Source organism: Streptantibioticus rubrisoli, assembly GCF_024436055.1.
GTDB lineage: Bacteria > Actinomycetota > Actinomycetes > Streptomycetales > Streptomycetaceae > Streptantibioticus_A > Streptantibioticus_A rubrisoli.
Window position 1 is genome coordinate 30,800 of the sequence record NZ_JANFNH010000052.1, and the last position, 18,726, is coordinate 49,525.

Sequence of the window (18,726 nt, forward strand, 5' to 3'; positions counted from 1 at the left end):
CTTGCCGCAGGCACGAAAACCGCCCCGCGACCACACGCAACCACCCGGCGGAGACCGGCGCTGCCGAGCGCACCGCAGCCCAGGTCCAGGCCCCTGCGGCGGCACCCCACCCCGATCGCCCCGGAAGGCCCCGCGGCGCCCCCGCCGCGCCGCCGCAGCGCAGGCCCGCAGGCCCGCGCGGGCGCGCCATGAGCCGGATCCGGAAGCTCCCGGGAAGGGTATGGTGCGAGCCATGACCACGGGCTACGTCACCCCCGACCTCGAAACATTCCGCGAGCTCGCCCAGGATCGCCGGGTCATCCCCGTGACCCGGCGCCTGCTCGCCGACGGCGACACGCCCGTCGGCCTGTACCGGAAGCTGGCGGGCGAGCGCCCCGGGACGTTCCTGCTGGAGTCCGCCGAGCACGGCCGCTCCTGGTCGCGCTACTCGTTCATCGGCGTGCGCAGCGACGCCGCCCTGACCGAGCGCGACGGCCGGGCGCACTGGCTCGGTACGCCCCCGGTAGGCGTACCCACCAGCGGTGACCCGCTCAGTGCGCTGCGGGCCACCATCGACACCCTGCACACCCCGCGCGACCTGCACTCCAGCGGCACGCTCCCGCCGTTCACCGGCGGCATGGTGGGCTACCTCGGCTACGACGTGGTGCGCCGCCTGGAGAAGCACATCGGCGACCACGCCAAGGACGACCTACGGCTGCCCGAGCTGACCATGCTGCTCACCTCGGACCTCGCCGTGCTCGACCACTGGGACGGCACCGTCCTGCTGATCGCCAACGCCATCAACCACAACGACCTGGCCACCGGAGTCGACGAGGCCTACGCGGACGCCGTGGCGCGGCTCGACAACATGGCCGCCGATCTGGCCCGCCCGTCCGACGGCGCGCCGTGTGAACTGCCGCCCTCCGAGCTGCCGGAGTTCACCGCGCTGTGGGGCGGCCCCGCCTACCAGGACGTGGTGGTGGATATCAAGGAGCGCATCCGCGCCGGTGAGGCGTTCCAGGTCGTGCCGTCCCAGCGGTTCGAGACGCCGTGCCCGGCCAGCGCGCTGGACGTCTACCGGGTGCTGCGGGCGACCAACCCCAGCCCGTACATGTACCTGCTGCGATTCCCCTGCGGGGACGGGGGAGTCTTCGACGTCGTCGGATCCTCACCCGAGGCGCTGGTCAAGGTGGAGGACGGGCAGGCGATGGTGCACCCCATCGCCGGTACCCGGCCGCGCGGCTCCAGCCCGCAGGAGGACCAGGCGCTCGCCGAGGAACTGCTGGCCGACCCCAAGGAGCGCGCCGAGCACCTGATGCTGGTCGACCTCGGGCGCAACGACCTGGGCCGGGTCTGCGAGCCGGGCAGCGTCGAGGTGGTCGACTTCATGTCCATCGAGCGCTACAGCCACGTCATGCACATCGTCTCGACGGTCACCGGAAAGGTCGCCGAGGGCCGTACCGCCTTCGACGTGCTGACCGCCTGCTTCCCGGCCGGGACCCTCTCGGGCGCGCCCAAGCCGCGCGCGATGCAGATCATCGACGAACTGGAGCCCACCCGGCGGGGGTTGTACGGGGGCTGCGTCGGCTATCTGGACTTCGCCGGTGACTCCGACACCGCCATCGCCATCAGGACCGCGCTGCTGCGGGACGGGACGGCATATGTTCAGGCGGGCGCAGGCATCGTCGCGGACTCCGACCCGGTCGCCGAGGACAACGAGTGCCGCAACAAGGCGGCGGCGGTGCTACGCGCCGTCGCCACCGCCAACCGGCTCTGAACAGGAGGTGGGTTGGGCCGCCCCCGGGAGGGAGCGGCCCAACCCACCTGTGGCGCTCAGCCCTTGAAGGCGCTGACGCCCTTCGGGGTGCCAAGGCCCGTCGGGCCGTCGTACCCGGGCTTGGCGGTGCACAGGTAACTCCCGCCGCACGAGCCGTTGGAGCCGCTCGTCACGTCGTTGAGCGCTGAGGTGTGGGCGTACGGGAACGACGCCGGGGTGGAGCCGGAAGAGGGTGTTCCGGCGAGTGCGTAGACGCTGGCGATGATCGGCGACGACACACTCGTGCCGCCGAACACCTCCCAGCCCGGGTCGCCGCCATAGGTGTCGTAGACCGACACCCCGGTGGCCGGGTCGGCGACCGCCGAGACATCGGCGACCGTGCGCTTGCCGCACCCGCTGTCCTTCTGCCAGCTCGGCTTGGCGTCGTCCGCCGAGCAACCGGAACCGGCGCCGCTCCAGGCGGTCTCGGTCCAACCCCGGCTGTTGGACGCCTTGGTGAGGTTCGTGCCGCCGACGGCGGTGACATAGCGGGAGGCGGCCGGGTACCCCACGCCGTATCCGGAGTCGCCGGAGCTGGCGGTGATGGCGACACCCGGGTGCTTGAAGTACTGGTTGTCGTAAGTGGAATCGGACGCGGACTCTGAGCCGCCGTAGCTGTTGGAGACGTACCGGGCTCCGAGCTTGACCGCCTCGTTGACTGATGCGCCGAGGTCGGCCATGGACGCCGAGTTGGCCTCGACCAGCACGATGTGGCAGCTGGGACAGATGGCGCTGACCATGTCGACGTCCAGCGACTCCTCCTCGGCCCAACCGGCGTCGGCGGAGGGGAGTTTGCTGGTGCTGCCGGTCTGGCCGACCTTCTTGAAGCAGCCGTTCGCACTGGTGCAGGCGGGCAGGCCGAACTGCTTGCGGTAGGCGGCGAGATCCTTCTCCGCGTTGGGGTCGTCCTGCGCGTCCACGATCGCGACGGTGGCGCGCGAACCGCCGCTGGACGGCAGGGAGTAGGCCTTGTGCAGGTCGCTCGGCCCGAGGCCGGAGGGGGCGGCCCCGGGGGACTCGGCGGTTACGGTGCCGACCACCTTGAGCGCGTCGCACGCCGCCCAGTGGGCCTGCTTTGGTACGGCGCAGGAGTGGACGGTGCGGATGGTGTCGGCCGCCGCGTGGGCGGGGGCGGCGGCGAAGCAGGCGAGCGCCAGGCTCGCGGCGGCGGTCAGGGAGAGCCCGGTGCGGCGGAGTGCCTTGGGCGTGGGTCTGCGCAATGTACTGCCTCCTGTGGGGTGGTGACCCGGAGTCATGAGGGGGGACGGGCCACGGCGTACAGGGAGTGAGCCGTGGCCCGGCTTGCGCGACGGTGTGACGGGGTGCCCCGATATCCGGAGCGGGATTGCCGGAAATCGCATTGTGACGGGCACACGTCAACAAGGGCAGCGGTGCGACCGTGTTCTGTGCCACCGCTTTGCCGGTGGATGCCGTTCCGTGGGCAAGAAATTGCCCAGCCGTGGCCATGGAGGCCGCATCAACCGCCACCCATGGGGCACGCGGGGCAAATCGCCGCCAGCGGACCCGGTTGCCCGGCCGCCGCGCCGTGACGAGATAGTGGTAGGCGTGACTGCCGCCGCCGTACCTCCGCCCCGTCCCGCCGAGGAAGCCGCCGCCGAATCGCCGCACCGCGCCGCCGGACGGCGCAGCCTGGCCATGGCGCTGCTGCTCGGTGCGGTGGGCGCCGCCCTGGTGCTGCTCGCGGCGGGCAAGACCTGGTCCACCGGAACCGCGCCCTCCGCGGCCAGCACGGTCCCGGTCAGCGTCACCGGCAAGACGGTCACCGGACTGCCCGACGCCCTGGCGCTGGTGGGCCTGGCCGCCCTGGTCGCGGTCTTCGCGGTGCGCCGGGTCGGCCGCCTGGTCGTCTCCGTGCTGCTCGCGCTGTGCGGCGCCGGGACCATCGCGGCCTGCGTCACGGGCGTTGGCGACACCAGAGCGCTGAGCGCCGCCGCCGCCAAGGCCAGCGGCCTGACCGGAACCGCCGTCCAGCACGTCGGCCACACCGGCTGGCCCTGGGCCGCCGCCGCGGGCGGCCTGCTCCTGCTGCTCGCCGGAGCACTGGCCGTCGTACGGGGCGCGACCTGGCCCGCCATGTCCAGCCGCTACGAACGCGCCGACGGCCCCCGTACCCCGCGCGCCGCCCGCCGGGCACCCGACCCCGAGCACCCCGGCGAGATGTGGAAGGCCCTGGACCGGGGAGAGGACCCCACCGCCGACTGAGACCCGGTACCGGGACCCCGCTCAAGAGCACTACGCCGGGCGGGGGACAATGGGCGGAGCATCAGAGCGCCGCCGTTCGGCGCCAAGCATTTTCGAGGAGCAGTAATGGCGGGAAACCACCACGGACACACGCCTGCCGCCTGGACCGGCGTGACCATCGCCTTCATTGGCTTCTGCGTGTCGGCGGTCTTCACCGTGGCGGCCGAGCCGGTCGGTTTCTGGGCGGGCCTGGTCGTGGTCGCCCTCGGCGGTCTGGTGGGTCTGGGCATGCGCATGGCGGGGCTGGGCCAGCCGCTGCCCGGAAAGTCCCGCGGCTGAGACCCGCTCCGGCGCGGCACCCGGGGCGTCCGCCACGGTGCTGCGCCCACCGGTGGTTCCGTGGAGAATCGGCCCCGTGGCGTCAATCCAAACGTCCCCCCGCTCGCTGGCGCGCCGCGTCAGTGCTCCCGTCGGCCTGCTGGCCGCGGTCGCGGGGGGCTTCGGGTACGTGGGGTCGGTGGACCCCAACCACCCCGGGCACTACCCGGTCTGCCCGTTCCTCTACCTGACCGGCTGGTACTGCCCCGCCTGCGGCGGACTGCGCAGTGCGTACGCCGTGGCGCACGGCGACCTCGGCGCCGCGCTGCACGACAACGCGCTCGCCGTGGTCGGCTACGCGGCCGCCGCCGTGCTGTGGGTGCTCTGGCTCTCCCGCGAGGTGCGCGGCCGCCCGGCCGGTCCGCGGGTGCCGCGGGCCCTGTGGTGGGGCGTCGGGGCGGTCGTCCTGGTCTTCACGGTCGTCCGGAACCTGCCCTTCGGGGCGTTCCTGGCGCCCTAGCCGCCGCTCAGGGCACACCGCGTTCGTCCAGGTGGTGGGACTGGCGGCGCCCGGATGCGGGGTCTGGACCCTGCGGCGGATACCATCGCACTACCTGAGCTCCACAGATCCACCAGTAGGTTCTCGGAAACTTCGACAACCGCCACCGGAAGGGGGCCGCTCGCGTGAGTGTGCTCGACGAGATCATCGACGGAGTCCGCGCGGACCTCGCCGAACGGCAGGCGCGTGTCTCCCTCGACGAGCTCAAGGAGCGGGCAGCCAAGGCGCAGCCGGCCAAGGACGGGGTGGCCGCGCTGCGCGGCGACAGCGTGAAGGTGATCTGCGAGGTCAAGCGGTCCAGCCCCAGCAAGGGCGCGCTCGCCGCGATCGCCGACCCCGCGGGCCTGGCCGCCGACTACGAGGCGGGCGGCGCGTCCATCATCAGCGTGCTGACCGAGGAGCGCCGGTTCGGCGGCTCCCTCGCCGACCTCGAAGCGGTTCGGGCCAGGGTGGACGTGCCGGTACTGCGCAAGGACTTCATCGTCACCGCCTACCAACTGTGGGAGGCACGGGCGTACGGCGCGGACCTGGCGCTGCTGATCGTCGCGGCGCTCGAACAGGAGGCGCTGGTCTCCCTCATCGAGCGCGCCGAGTCCATCGGGCTCACCCCCCTGGTCGAGGTGCACGACGAGGACGAGGTGGAGCGCGCGGTGGCCGCCGGGGCGAAGATCATCGGCGTCAACGCGCGGGACCTGAAGACCCTCCAGGTGGACCGGGGCAACTTCGCGCGCATCGCGCCCGAGATCCCCGACCGCATCGTGAAGGTCGCGGAGTCGGGCGTACGCGGCCCGCACGACCTGATCGCCTACGCCAACGACGGCGCCGACGCGGTGCTCGTCGGAGAGTCGCTGGTCACCGGCCGCGACCCCAAGGCCGCCGTCGCCGACCTGGTCGCGGCGGGGGCGCACCCCGCGCTGCGGCACGGAAGGGACTGACCGTTCCCATGCCGCTGTCCACCCGTCTCGCCCCCGGTTGCCGCCCGCGCGGCTGCCGTGCGCCCGATCGGCGGGTACTGGGGCGGCGCGTGCGGTACGTCATCGGCTGCGAGCCGGGCCAGACCAACGGCAGGCGATGGCGCCGTCGCGAAGCGACGGCTTGAACAGGCCGCGGGGTACGTTTCCGGTTCCCTCCCGGTGAGAAGCCCCCGCCGCACGCCGTAGCGATGGTGAGGAATCCCCGCCGCGACGGCGAGCCCCCCGCGGCGGAGCCCGGCGGTGCCAAACCCACCGCAGACGCACCGCCGACCGGAACCACCGCGGGCGCACCGCCACCCGCGGCCGTCGCCGACCGGAACCACCGCGGGCGCACCGCCACCCGCGGGGACGCCACCGGGCGCAGCGGGACCGCGGCCGGACCGCCGCAAGCCGCTAGAGTCGCAACTCACCGGGGAAAACACCGCATTCGCCGCAGATCACGGAGTACGGGGCGCCAGCCCCGTCAAGGAGCACACCGGATGTCCACCGACTTCTTCATCCCGGACCCCGAGGGTCAAGTCCCCACCGCGGAGGGCTACTTCGGCCCCTTCGGCGGCAAGTTCATCCCCGAGGCGCTGGTCGCCGCGGTCGACGAGGTCGCCGCGGAGTACGAGAAGGCCAAGGGCGACCCCACCTTCGCCGCCGAGCTGAACGACCTGCTCGTCCACTACACCGGGCGCCCCAGCCCGCTCACCGAGGTCCGGCGCTTCGCCGAGCACGCGGGCGGCGCGCGGATCTTCCTCAAGCGCGAGGACCTCAACCACACCGGCTCGCACAAGATCAACAACGTGCTGGGCCAGGCACTGCTCACCAAGCGCATGGGCAAGACGAGGGTGATCGCCGAGACCGGCGCCGGTCAGCACGGCGTCGCCACCGCGACCGCCTGCGCGCTGTTCGGCCTGGACTGCACCATCTACATGGGTGAGGTGGACACCGAGCGCCAGGCGCTCAACGTCGCCCGGATGCGGATGCTCGGCGCCGAGGTCATCGCCGTGAAGTCCGGCAGCCGCACCCTCAAGGACGCCATCAACGAGGCGTTCCGCGACTGGGTCGCCAACGTCGAGTCCACCCACTACCTGTTCGGCACCGTCGCCGGACCCCACCCGTTCCCGGCGCTGGTGCGCGACTTCCACCGGGTCATCGGGGTGGAGGCGCGCCGCCAGGTGCTGGAGCGGGCCGGACGGCTGCCGGACGCGATCTGCGCCTGCGTCGGCGGCGGCTCCAACGCGATCGGCATCTTCCACGCCTTCCTGTCCGACGAGACCGTACGTCTGGTCGGCCTGGAGGCCGCCGGGCACGGCGTGGAGTCCGGCGAGCACGCGGCCACCCTGACCGCGGGCGACCCAGGCATCCTGCACGGCTCCCGCTCCTACGTACTGCAGGACGAGGACGGCCAGATCACCGAGCCGTACTCGATCTCGGCCGGTCTGGACTACCCGGGCATCGGCCCCGAGCACTCGTACCTGAAGGACATCGGCCGGGCCGAGTACTACCCGGTGACCGACGACGAGGCGATGCAGGCGCTGCGGCTGCTGTCGCGTACCGAGGGCATCATCCCGGCCATCGAGAGCGCGCACGCCCTCGCGGGCGCACTGCGCGTGGGCCGTGAACTCGGGCCCGAAGGACTGCTGTTGGTCAACCTCTCCGGCCGCGGCGACAAGGACATGGACACCGCGGCCCGCTACTTCGGGCTGTACGACACGCCGCAGGGGGACGCCAAGTGAGCGGGAACATCCAGCTGTTGACCAAGGCACTGGCCACCGCCAGGGCCGAGAACCGCGCCGCACTGGTGGGTTACCTGCCCGCGGGCTTCCCCACCGTGGCCGACGGCATCGCCGCCGCGACCGCCATGGTGGAGGGCGGTTGCGACATCGTGGAGATCGGACTGCCGCACAGCGATCCGGTGCTGGACGGCCCGGTGATCCAGACCGCCGACGACATCGCGCTGCGCGGCGGCGTCAAGATCGTCGACGTGATCCGCACGGTCGGCGAGGTGCACGAGGCGACCGGTGCGCCGGTGCTGTGCATGACGTACTGGAACCCGGTCGACCGGCACGGCGCGGAGCGGTTCGCCGAGGAACTGGCCGCGGCCGGGGGAGCCGGGTGCATCCTGCCCGACCTGCCGGTGGAGGAGTCCGCCGGATGGCGTGCGGCGGCCGAGCGGCACGGCCTCGCCACCGTCTTCGTGGTCGCGCCCAGCAGCCGCGACGAACGCCTGGCGAAGATCACCGCGGCCGGTTCCGGCTTCGTCTACGCGGCCTCGCTGATGGGCGTCACCGGCACCCGTGAGTCCGTCGGCGCCCAGGCCGCCGACCTGGTGAGCCGCACCAGGGCCTGCACCGACCTGCCGGTCTGCGTGGGCCTCGGGGTCTCCAACGCGGAGCAGGCCGCCGAGGTGGCCGGGTTCGCCGACGGCGTCATCGTCGGCTCCGCGTTCGTCAAGCGGATGCTGGACGCCCCCGACACCCCCTCCGGCATCGCGGCGGCCCGCGAACTGGCGGCGGAGCTGGCGACCGGCGTACGTAAGCGCTGAGCCGCCCGATGTGATCCTTTCGGGGGAATTGACCGCCGGGGACGCGTGATGTCGCGTCCCCGGCGCGTTATGCAGGGGCGTGAGCGACAACAACAGCGAGCGAAAGCGCAGCGCACGCGAGCGGCTTCAGGCGGAGCGCGAGCGAGAGAAGGCCCGCGGCAGGCGCAGGCGGACCTTCATGGTGGCGGGCGGCATCGTCGGCGTCCTGGTGATCGCCGCGGCCGTCGGGTTCGCGGTCTCCAACATCAAGAGCGGCTCGGGCAGCGGCCCGGTGACCGCGCCCACGGGCGCCGTCGGCAAGGACAATCTCGCCATTCCGGTGGGCAGAAACGGTGCGCCCTCAACGCTCACGGTGTACGAGGACTTCCGCTGCCCGGCCTGCGATTCCTTCGAGAAGGGCTTCCGCGACACCGTGCACGGCCTGATGGACAGCGGACAGCTCAGGGGCGAGTACTACCTGGTCCGGCTGATCGACGGCAACAGCGGCGGCACCGGCTCGCTGAACGCGGCCAACGCCGCGGCCTGCGCGCAGACCGCCGGGAAGTTCCGCGACTACCACGACGTGCTCTACGACAACCAGCCCGACGAGCGGGTGGACAAGTTCGCCGACAAGAACTACCTGCTCCAGCTCGCCGACAAGGTACCGGGCCTGAAGACGCCGACCTTCACCTCCTGCGTGCACAACGGCACGTACAACGCCTGGGTGAACAAGTCCAACGCCAACTTCAACAGCTCCGGCTACAACTCGACCCCCACCATCCTGCTCAACGGCAAGAGCATCTTCGGCGAGAACCAGCCCCTCACCCCGGAGCAGCTGAAGTCCGACGTGGAGGCGGCCAACAAGGGCAAGTCGATCCCAAGCCACTGAAAGGGCTCGTTACGCACCCGTTGCCGGGTGGATTGCGCCCGCCCCCGCCCGGCACGGTAGCGTCGGTTACGCCATGGACCTCGCATACATTCCCAGCCCGTCGAGGGGCGTCGTCTACCTCGGCCCCATTCCGCTGCGCGGGTACGCCTTCTGCATCATCATCGGCGTCTTCGTCGCCGTGTGGCTGGGCGGCCGCCGGTGGGTCGCGCGCGGCGGGGTGAAGACCACCGTCGCCGACATCGCCGTGTGGGCGGTGCCGTTCGGACTGCTCGGCGGGCGGTTGTACCACGTCATCACCGACTACGAGCTGTACTTCGGCAAGGGCAAGGACTGGGTCGGCGCCTTCAAGGTCTGGGACGGCGGTCTCGGCATCTGGGGCGCGGTCGCCCTGGGCGCCCTCGGCGCCTGGATCGGCTGCCGCCGCCGCGGCATCCCGCTGCCCGCGTACGCGGACGCGGTGGCGCCCGGCATCGCCATCGCCCAGGGCATCGGGCGCTGGGGCAACTGGTTCAACCAGGAGCTGTACGGCGGCCCGACCAAGCTGCCGTGGGCGCTGGAGATCGACCCGGCGCACCGCCCGCTGTCCAGCCCCGACACCGGTCTGTACCACCCGACGTTCCTGTACGAGTCGCTGTGGGACATCCTGGTCGTCGCGTTGCTGGTGCTGTGGGCCGACAAGCGCTTCAAACTCGGCCACGGCCGCGCCTTCGCGCTCTACGTGGCCGCGTACTGCGTGGGCCGCGGCTGGATCGAGCACATGCGGGTCGACTACGCGCACCACATCCTGGGCCTGCGGCTCAACGACTGGACGGCGATCATCGTCTTCCTGGCAGCGGTCACCTACATCGTCGTCTCGGCACGACTGCGTCCGGGCCGTGAGACGGTCGTCGAACCGGCCGCCGTCGCGCAGCCCGACGGCGAGCCGGAAGCGGAGCCCGACGCGCCCGCCCAGCAGGCGGACGCCGCCACCGAGCCCGTGTCCGGCGAACCGGACGCGCACGCCACCCCCGACGCCGAGGCGGACAGGTCCTCCGCCGCCGAGGAGGCGCCCAAGGCCCCCGGCGCCGAGGCGTCCAAGAAGGCCTGACGCCCACCGCGCACACCCCTGGGAAGGCCGCCGGATCTGACGGATCCGGCGGCCTTCCCGGCTACCGGGCGCGGGCCGCGGGCTGCGCCCCAGCGGCGTCCGCACCCGCTTCGGCCAGGCTTTCCTTGCTGGCAGAGGCCATCGCTTCGTGCGTATCTTCGATGCGTTTGGGAGGGACCGGACGGTCCGCACCTGGCCCGGAAGGGAGACCGAGCAGATGTCCACCGTCGTCGAGAACGAGGCCGAGCGCTCCGACTACCACGTACCGCACCACAGCCACCGCGATGTCAACGGTGGCTGGCTGCGCCCGGCCGTCTTCGGCGCGATGGACGGACTGGTGTCCAACTTCGCCCTGATCACCGGTGTCGCCGGAGGCCACGCCGCCAACAAGACCATCGTGATCGCCGGACTCGTGGGCCTTGCGGCCGGTGCCTTCTCGATGGCCGCCGGTGAGTACACCTCGGTCGCCTCGCAGCGCGAGCTGGTGGAGGCCGAACTGGAGCTGGAGCGGCTGGAGCTGCGCCGCAACCCCAAGGCCGAGCTGCACGAGCTGGCCAAGCTCTACGAGTCCCGCGGTGTGGAACCGAAGCTGGCGCTGGAGGTCGCCCGCCAGCTGTCCGCCGACCCCGAGCAGGCGCTGGAGATACACGCCCGCGAGGAGCTGGGCGTCGACCCGTCCGACCTGCCCTCGCCACTGGTCGCTGCCGTCTCGTCATTCGGATCGTTCGCGGCCGGTGCGCTGCTGCCGGTGCTGCCGTACCTGCTCGGTGCCGGTGCGCTGTGGCCCTCGCTGCTGGTGGCGTTGCTCGGACTGTTCGTCTGCGGCGCGGTGGTGGCCCGGGTGACGGCCAGGTCGTGGTGGTTCAGCGGGCTGCGGCAGCTCGTGCTGGGCGCGGCGGCGGCCGGGGTCACCTTCGTACTGGGCTCGCTGTTCGGGACCGCCGTCGGTTAGCCTGGTCAGCCGGACCGTGACGCAGGCCATACGCCGTCGGCTGGTCCGGGGTGTTTCCCGTTCGTTTCGGCTCGCTCACAGCGGGGCATGAGGTACAAGCGCGTCGGGCAGTGCCGCCCGTGAAGGCGCCGGGTGACCCCGTCAGGGACCCGAATTCCACCCTGTTAGTCCACATGCTGGGAAGCCGATATCCACTGTTCGGGATCTCGGTCATCATGTAACCTGCACGAAATCGCAGAGGGCCAGCGTCGTCCCTGTTGCGCCGTGACCATTTCACAGTGTTCCGGCACTGCAAGCCACGACGACAGGAGAGCCGATGCGTTCCGCGTCCACGCACTCCGCGCCCGGCACCCGCTGGGCCCACATGGACGGGCGTCCCGCCCCGCAGGGGATGTACGACCCCCGCAACGAGCACGACGCCTGCGGCGTCGGATTCGTGGCCACCCTCACCGGCGAGGCGGATCACGCGCTCGTAGAGCAGGCGCTGACGGTGCTGCGCAACCTGGAGCACCGAGGAGCCACCGGTTCGGAACCCGACTCCGGCGACGGCGCCGGAATCCTTGTCCAGATCCCGGACAGCTTCCTGCGCGAGGCGGTCCCCTTCGAACTGCCCGCCGCCGGTGCCTACGCGGTCGGCATCGGCTTCCTGCCCGTCGAGGACGAGGCGCGGGCCAAGGCGGTGGACTCCATCGAGCGGATCGCCGCCGAGGAGGGCCTGGAGGTACTGGGCTGGCGCGAGGTGCCGGTCGCCCCCGAACTGCTGGGCGCCACGGCCCGCGCCACCATGCCGTACTTCTCGCAGTTGTTCGTCGCCGACGCCACCGCGGGGCGGCAGGGCCTGGAGCTGGACCGGCTCGCGTTCGTGCTGCGCAAGCGCGCCGAGCGCGAGGTCGACGTCTACTTCCCCTCGCTGTCCGCGCGGACCATCGTCTACAAGGGCATGCTGACCACCGGCCAGCTGGAGCCGTTCTTCCCCGACCTGTCCGAGCGCCGGTTCGCCACCGCGATCGCCCTGGTCCACTCCCGCTTCTCCACCAACACCTTTCCCAGCTGGCCGCTGGCCCACCCGTACCGGTTCGTCGCCCACAACGGCGAGATCAACACCGTCAAGGGCAACCGCAACTGGATGCGCGCCCGTGAGTCGCAGCTGGCCAGCGAGCTGATCAAGGGTGACCTGGAGCGGATCTTCCCGATCTGCACCCCGGACGCCTCGGACTCCGCCACCTTCGACGAGGTCCTGGAACTGCTGCACCTCGGCGGCCGCTCACTGCCGCACAGCGTGCTGATGATGATCCCCGAGGCGTGGGAAAAGCACGACTCCATGGACCCCGCCCGCCGGGCGTTCTACCAGTACCACTCCACGATGATGGAGCCCTGGGACGGCCCCGCCTGCGTCACCTTCACCGACGGCACCCTGGTCGGCGCGGTGCTGGACCGCAACGGCCTGCGCCCCGGCCGCTACTGGGTCACCGACGACGGCCTGGTGGTGCTCTCCTCCGAGGTCGGCGTACTGGACATCGCACCGCAGAAGGTGGTCCGCAAGGGCCGCCTGCAGCCGGGCCGGATGTTCCTCGTCGACACCGCGAGCCACCGCATCATCGAGGACGACGAGATCAAGGCCGAGCTGGCCGCCGAGCAGCCGTACGGCGAATGGCTGGACGCCGGTCTGATCCACCTCAAGGACCTGCCCGAGCGCGAGCACATCGTGCACACCCACGCCTCGGTCACCCGCCGCCAGCAGACCTTCGGCTACACCGAGGAGGAACTGCGGGTCATCCTCGCGCCGATGGCCAAGAGCGGCGCCGAGCCGATCGGCTCGATGGGCACCGACTCCCCGATCGCCGCGCTCTCCGAGCGCCCGCGGCTGCTGTTCGACTACTTCACCCAGCTGTTCGCGCAGGTCACCAACCCGCCGCTGGACGCCATCCGCGAGGAACAGGTCACCTCGCTGATCTCCGCGGTCGGCCCGCAGGGCAACCTGCTGGAGCCCACCCCGGCGACCTGCCGCAACGTCACGCTGCCGTTCCCGGTGATCGACAACGACGAGCTGGCCAAGCTCATCCACATCAACGCCGACGGCGACCTGCCCGGTCTGAAGGCGGCGACCCTGTCCGGCCTGTACCGGGTCACCGGCGGCGGCCAGGCGCTGGCCGCCCGGCTCACCGAGATCTGCGCCGAGGCCGACGCCGCCATAGCGGACGGCGCCCGGCTGATCGTGCTGTCCGACCGGCACTCGGACGCCGAGCACGCCCCGATCCCGTCGCTGCTGCTCACCTCCGCCGTCCACCACCACCTGATCCGCACCAAGACCCGCACCCACGTCGGCCTGCTGGTCGAGGCCGGTGACGTGCGCGAGGTGCACCACGTCGCGCTGCTGGTCGGCTACGGCGCCGCCGCCGTCAACCCGTACCTGGCCATGGAGTCGGTCGAGGACCTGGTGCGCGCCGGCACCTTCCTGCCCGGTATCGAACCCGAGACCGCCATCAAGAACCTGATCAAGGCGCTGGGCAAGGGCGTGCTGAAGGTGATGTCCAAGATGGGCATCTCCACCGTCGCCTCCTACCGCGGCGCCCAGGTCTTCGAGGCCGTCGGCCTGGACGAGGGCTTCGTCGACACCTACTTCCACGGCACCACCACCAAGATCGGCGGCGCCGGGATCGACGTCATCGCCCAGGAGGTCGCCGCCCGGCACGCCAAGGCGTACCCCGCGTCCGGCATCGCCGCCGCGCACCGCCGACTGGAGATCGGTGGCGAGTACCAGTGGCGCCGCGAGGGCGAACCGCACCTGTTCGACCCGGAGACCGTCTTCCGGCTCCAGCACGCCACCCGCACCCGGCGCTACGACATCTTCAAGAAGTACACCGACCGGATCAACGAGCAGTCCGAGCGGCTGATGACGCTGCGCGGCCTGTTCAACCTCAAGACCGGCGAGCGCCCCCCGGTGCCGATCGAGGAGGTCGAGCCGGTCTCCGAGATCGTCAAGCGGTTCTCCACCGGCGCCATGTCCTACGGGTCGATCAGCCGTGAGGCGCACGAGACCCTGGCCATCGCCATGAACCAGCTCGGCGGCAAGTCCAACACCGGCGAGGGCGGCGAGGACCCGGAACGGCTCTACGACCCGGCCCGACGCTCGGCGATCAAGCAGGTCGCCTCCGGCCGCTTCGGCGTCACCTCCGAGTACCTGGTCAACGCCGACGACATCCAGATCAAGATGGCCCAGGGCGCCAAGCCCGGCGAGGGCGGCCAGCTGCCCGGCCACAAGGTCTACCCGTGGGTCGCCAAGACCCGGCACTCCACCCCGGGCGTCGGCCTGATCTCCCCGCCGCCGCACCACGACATCTACTCCATCGAGGACCTCGCCCAGCTCATCCACGACCTGAAGAACGCCAATCCGGCCGCCCGCATCCATGTGAAGCTGGTCTCCGAGGTCGGCGTCGGCACGGTCGCGGCGGGTGTGTCCAAGGCCCACGCGGACGTCGTGCTGATCTCCGGCCACGACGGCGGCACCGGCGCCTCGCCGCTCACGTCGCTCAAGCACGCGGGCGGCCCATGGGAGCTGGGCCTGGCCGAGACCCAGCAGACGCTGCTGCTCAACGGGTTGCGCGACCGCATCGTGGTGCAGACCGACGGTCAGCTCAAGACCGGCCGGGACGTGGTCATCGCGGCTCTCCTCGGCGCCGAGGAGTTCGGCTTCGCCACCGCGCCGCTGGTCGTCTCCGGCTGCGTGATGATGCGGGTGTGCCACCTGGACACCTGCCCGGTCGGCATCGCCACCCAGAACCCGGTGCTGCGCGAGCGCTTCAGCGGCAAGGCCGAGTTCGTGGTCAACTTCTTCGAGTTCATCGCCGAGGAAGTGCGCGAGCTGCTGGCCGAGTTGGGCTTCCGCTCCATCGAGGAGGCCGTCGGCCACGCCGAGTTGATCGACACCACCCGTGCCGTCAACCACTGGAAGGCCCAGGGCCTCGACCTGGCCCCGCTGCTGTACGTCCCCGAATTGCCCGACGGCGCGGTGCGCCACCAGGTCGCCACCCAGGACCACGGGCTGGCCAAGGCGCTCGACAACCAGCTGATCAAGCTGGCCGCCGACGCGCTGGAGAGCGGCTCACCGGTCCGCGCCCAGCTGCCGATCCGCAACATCAACCGCACGGTGGGCACCATGCTCGGCCATGAGGTCACCAAGCGGTACGGCGGCGCGGGCCTGCCCGACGACACCATCGACATCACCTTCACCGGCTCCGCCGGGCAGTCGTTCGGCGCGTTCCTGCCCAAGGGCGTCACGCTGCGCCTTGAGGGCGACGCCAACGACTACGTCGGCAAGGGCCTGTCCGGTGGCCGGGTCGTTGTGCGGCCGGACCGTGGCGCCGACCACCTCGCCGAGTACTCCACCATCGCGGGCAACACCCTCGCCTACGGCGCCACCGGCGGCGAGATGTTCCTGCGCGGCGCGGTCGGCGAGCGGTTCTGCGTCCGCAACTCCGGGGCCACCGTGGTGGCCGAGGGCGTCGGCGACCACGGCTGCGAGTACATGACCGGGGGACGCGCGGTCGTACTCGGCGAGACCGGGCGGAACTTCGCCGCCGGAATGTCCGGCGGCATCGCCTACGTCCTCGACCTGGACCCGTCCAGGGTCAACAACCAGATGGTCGGCGTCGAACCGCTGGACGCCGATGACATCGCGTGGCTGCACGACGTGGTGCGACGCCACCAGCAGGAGACCGGCTCCACCGTCGCCGAGGCGCTGCTCGCCGACTGGGGCACCACCCTCACCCGCTTCGGCAAGGTCATGCCGAAGGACTACAAGGCAGTGCTCGCCGCCAAGGTCGCCGCCGAGCAAGAGGGACTCACCGAGTCCGAGACCACGGCGAAGATGATGGAGGCGGCTCATGGCTGACCCGAAGGGCTTTCTCACCACCGGCCGCGAGGTCGCCGCCTCCCGGCCGGTGAGCGAGCGGGTCAAGGACTGGAACGAGGTCTACGTCCCCGGCTCGCTGCTGCCGATCATCTCCAAGCAGGCCGGACGCTGCATGGACTGCGGCATCCCGTTCTGCCACAACGGCTGTCCGCTGGGGAACCTCATCCCGGAGTGGAACGACTACGCGTACCGCGGTGACTGGAAAGCCGCCTACGAGCGGCTGCACGCCACCAACAACTTCCCCGAGTTCACCGGGCGGTTGTGCCCCGCGCCGTGTGAGTCCGCCTGTGTGCTGGGCATCAACCAGCCGCCGGTCACCATCAAGAACGTCGAGGTCACCATCGTCGACAAGGCGTGGGAGGGCGGTCATGTCGCCCCGCAGCCGCCGGACCGGCTCTCCGGCAAGACGGTGGCGGTGATCGGTTCGGGACCGGCCGGACTGGCCGCCGCCCAGCAGCTCACCCGGGCCGGGCACACGGTCGCGGTCTACGAGCGCGCCGACCGCATCGGCGGGCTGCTGCGCTACGGCATCCCCGAGTTCAAGATGGAGAAGCGGCACATCAACCGCCGCATCGAGCAGATGCGCGCGGAGGGCACCAAGTTCCGCACCGGAGTGCAGATCGGCACCGATCTGGACGCCGCCGAGCTGCGCAGGCGGTTCGACGCGGTGGTGATCGCCGCCGGTGCCACCACCGCCCGCGACCTGCCGGTGCCGGGCCGGGAGCTGAACGGCATCCACCAGGCGATGGAGTACCTGCCGCTGGCCAACAAGGTCCAGGAGGGCGACTACGTCACCTCCCCGATCTCCGCCGAGGGCAAGCACGTCGTGGTCATCGGCGGTGGCGACACCGGTGCCGACTGCGTCGGCACCGCACACCGCCAAGGCGCGGCCTCCGTCACCCAGTTGGAGATCATGCCGCGCCCGTCCGACGAACGCCCGGCCCACCAGCCGTGGCCGACGTTCCCGATGACGTACAAGGTCACCTCGGCGCACGAGGAGGGCGGCGAGCGGGTCTACGCCGTCAACACCACGCACTTCGAAGGCGACGAGGACGGGAACGTGCAGTTCCTGCACCTGGTCGAAGTCGAGTTCAAGGACGGCAGGTTCGAGCCGAAGCCCGGCACCGAGCGGAAGATCCCGGCCCAACTGGTCACTCTCGCCATGGGGTTCACCGGCACCGACCAGCGCAACGGCCTGGTCGAGCAGCTCGGCCTGGAACTCGACCAGCGCGGCAACATCGCCCGCGACAAGGACTTCGCCACCAACGTGGACGGTGTCTTCGTCGCCGGTGACGCGGGCCGCGGCCAGTCGTTGATCGTATGGGCGATCGCCGAGGGCCGCTCGGCCGCCCGTGCCGTCGACAACTACCTGACCGGCGCCAGTTCACTGCCCGCGCCGATCCGCCCGACCGACCGCGCACTGGCGGTCTGACGGCGACCTGAGTGAGCCGTACAACGCCGTACGGCTGGTAACGCGGCGCCCGCTCCCTCCACCCCCGACCGGAGGGCCGGGCGCCGCGTCGTGTCCGCGACGGAGGCGTAGCCTGAAGCTGGTTTACCGGACGGTAGTTGGGGAGGCATCAGGTGGTAGAGCACCGCAGCGTCAACGTGAACGGCATCCAGTTGCACATCGCCGAGGAGGGCGAGGGGCCGCTCGTGGTGCTGCTGCACGGCTTTCCCGAGTGCTGGTACTCCTGGCGCCATCAGTTCGCCCCGCTGGCCGCTGCCGGGTACCGGGTCGTCGCCCCCGACCAGCGCGGGTACGCGCGCAGCGACCGGCCACGGGAGATCGAGGCGTACACCATCCTGCACCTGGTCGGTGACGTCGTCGGCCTGATCCACGCGCTCGGCGAGGAGCGCGCCGTGGTCATCGGCCACGACTGGGGGGCACCGGTCGCCTGGAACACCGCGCTGCTCCGTCCCGACGTGGTGTCCGCCGTGGTGGGCCTGAGCGTGCCGCCGCAGCCGCGCGGCCCGGTACCGCCGCTGCGGGCGATGCGTGAGCGGTTCGACGGCCAGTTCTACTGGAACTACTTCGAGACCCCCGGCGTCGCCGACGCCGACCTGGCGGCCGACCCGCGGGCCACGTTCCGCCGTGTGCTGTACGGGGCCTGCGGCGACAACCCGCACAACGACCCGCCCGCCCAGCCGCTGGTCCGGCCCGGCGGCGGCTTCCTCGACAGCGTCGAGGCCCCCGAGAAGCTGCCTTCCTGGATCACCGAGGAGGACATCGACGTCTTCATCGAGGAGTACGCCGAAGCGGGCTTCACCGGCGGCCTGAACTGGTACCGCAACCTGGACCGCAACTGGGAACTGACCGCCGCCTGGCAGGACGCCGCCGTCCAGCCCCCGGCGCTGTACATCACCGGCGACCGGGACCTGGTCTACCGCTTCCCCGGTATGGAGGACCTGCTCCCCGCCCTGCCCACCCTCCACCCGAACCTCCGCGAGCCCATCATCCTGGAAGGCTGCGGCCACTGGACCCAGCAGGAACGCCCCCAGGAGGTCAACGCGGCACTCCTGGAG

Annotated in this window: 15 protein-coding genes; 14 read left to right on the forward strand and 1 reads right to left on the reverse strand. The window is 71.3% G+C overall.

Annotation, left to right across the window (positions count from 1 at the left end):
* The first annotated feature begins 232 nt into the window (after nt 1-232).
* Nucleotides 233-1,756: an anthranilate synthase component I gene (locus NON19_RS29010; RefSeq protein WP_255932108.1), complete on the forward strand. Its 1,524-nt coding sequence runs from the start codon at nt 233-235 to the stop codon at nt 1,754-1,756.
* A 56-nt stretch (nt 1,757-1,812) separates the two neighbouring features.
* On the opposite strand, the gene NON19_RS29015 is transcribed toward NON19_RS29010, so the two are convergent.
* The gene (locus NON19_RS29015; RefSeq protein WP_255932109.1) at nt 1,813-3,015 is read right to left on the reverse strand and encodes a S53 family peptidase; all 1,203 of its coding nucleotides are present in this window, start codon (nt 3,013-3,015) and stop codon (nt 1,813-1,815) included.
* A gap of 346 nt (nt 3,016-3,361) precedes the next feature.
* Here NON19_RS29015 and NON19_RS29020 point away from each other — a divergent pair, with 346 nt between their 5' ends.
* From NON19_RS29020 to NON19_RS29075, 13 genes are all read left to right on the forward strand, one after another.
* Entirely contained in the window at nt 3,362-4,018 is a 657-nt protein-coding gene (locus NON19_RS29020) for a TIGR02234 family membrane protein (RefSeq protein ID WP_372514327.1), read from the forward strand.
* A gap of 105 nt (nt 4,019-4,123) precedes the next feature.
* A complete protein-coding gene (locus NON19_RS29025; protein ID WP_255932111.1) occupies nt 4,124-4,336 on the forward strand; it encodes an HGxxPAAW family protein in 213 nt (70 codons plus the stop codon).
* A gap of 67 nt (nt 4,337-4,403) precedes the next feature.
* Nucleotides 4,404-4,835 carry a DUF2752 domain-containing protein gene (locus NON19_RS29030; protein WP_372514329.1) on the forward strand — a complete coding sequence of 144 codons (432 nt, stop codon included), beginning with the start codon at nt 4,404-4,406 and terminating at the stop codon, nt 4,833-4,835.
* 164 nt (nt 4,836-4,999) lie between these two features.
* The gene (trpC, locus tag NON19_RS29035; RefSeq protein ID WP_255932113.1) at nt 5,000-5,809 is read left to right on the forward strand and encodes an indole-3-glycerol phosphate synthase TrpC; all 810 of its coding nucleotides are present in this window, start codon (nt 5,000-5,002) and stop codon (nt 5,807-5,809) included.
* Nucleotides 5,806-5,973: a tryptophan biosynthesis modulator TrpM gene (gene trpM, locus NON19_RS33840; RefSeq protein ID WP_372514330.1), complete on the forward strand. Its 168-nt coding sequence runs from the start codon at nt 5,806-5,808 to the stop codon at nt 5,971-5,973. The genes trpC and trpM overlap by 4 nt, the downstream gene beginning before the upstream one ends.
* 354 nt (nt 5,974-6,327) lie before the next feature.
* Nucleotides 6,328-7,572 (forward strand): tryptophan synthase subunit beta, encoded by a 1,245-nt coding sequence (gene trpB / locus NON19_RS29040; RefSeq protein ID WP_255932114.1) that lies wholly within the window; start codon nt 6,328-6,330, stop codon nt 7,570-7,572.
* Nucleotides 7,569-8,381, forward strand: coding sequence for a tryptophan synthase subunit alpha (gene trpA / locus NON19_RS29045; protein WP_255932115.1), 813 nt, complete (start codon nt 7,569-7,571; stop codon nt 8,379-8,381). The genes trpB and trpA overlap by 4 nt, the downstream gene beginning before the upstream one ends.
* Before the next feature lie 79 nt (nt 8,382-8,460).
* Nucleotides 8,461-9,249 (forward strand): DsbA family protein, encoded by a 789-nt coding sequence (locus tag NON19_RS29050; RefSeq protein WP_255932116.1) that lies wholly within the window; start codon nt 8,461-8,463, stop codon nt 9,247-9,249.
* 73 nt (nt 9,250-9,322) lie between these two features.
* Entirely contained in the window at nt 9,323-10,336 is a 1,014-nt protein-coding gene (gene lgt / locus NON19_RS29055; protein ID WP_255932117.1) for a prolipoprotein diacylglyceryl transferase, read from the forward strand.
* A gap of 217 nt (nt 10,337-10,553) precedes the next feature.
* Complete coding sequence (locus tag NON19_RS29060) at nt 10,554-11,288, forward strand: VIT1/CCC1 transporter family protein (RefSeq protein WP_255932118.1); 735 nt, start codon at nt 10,554-10,556, stop codon at nt 11,286-11,288.
* 316 nt (nt 11,289-11,604) lie between these two features.
* Nucleotides 11,605-16,179 (forward strand): glutamate synthase large subunit, encoded by a 4,575-nt coding sequence (gltB, locus tag NON19_RS29065; protein WP_255932119.1) that lies wholly within the window; start codon nt 11,605-11,607, stop codon nt 16,177-16,179.
* On the forward strand, nt 16,172-17,632 hold the full coding sequence (locus tag NON19_RS29070; protein WP_255932120.1) for a glutamate synthase subunit beta: 1,461 nt from the start codon (nt 16,172-16,174) through the stop codon (nt 17,630-17,632). Before gltB ends, NON19_RS29070 begins: the two co-directional genes overlap by 8 nt.
* Nucleotides 17,633-17,784: 152 nt before the next feature.
* The coding region (locus tag NON19_RS29075; protein WP_255932121.1) for an alpha/beta fold hydrolase at nt 17,785-18,726 on the forward strand (942 nt) is incomplete at its 3' end.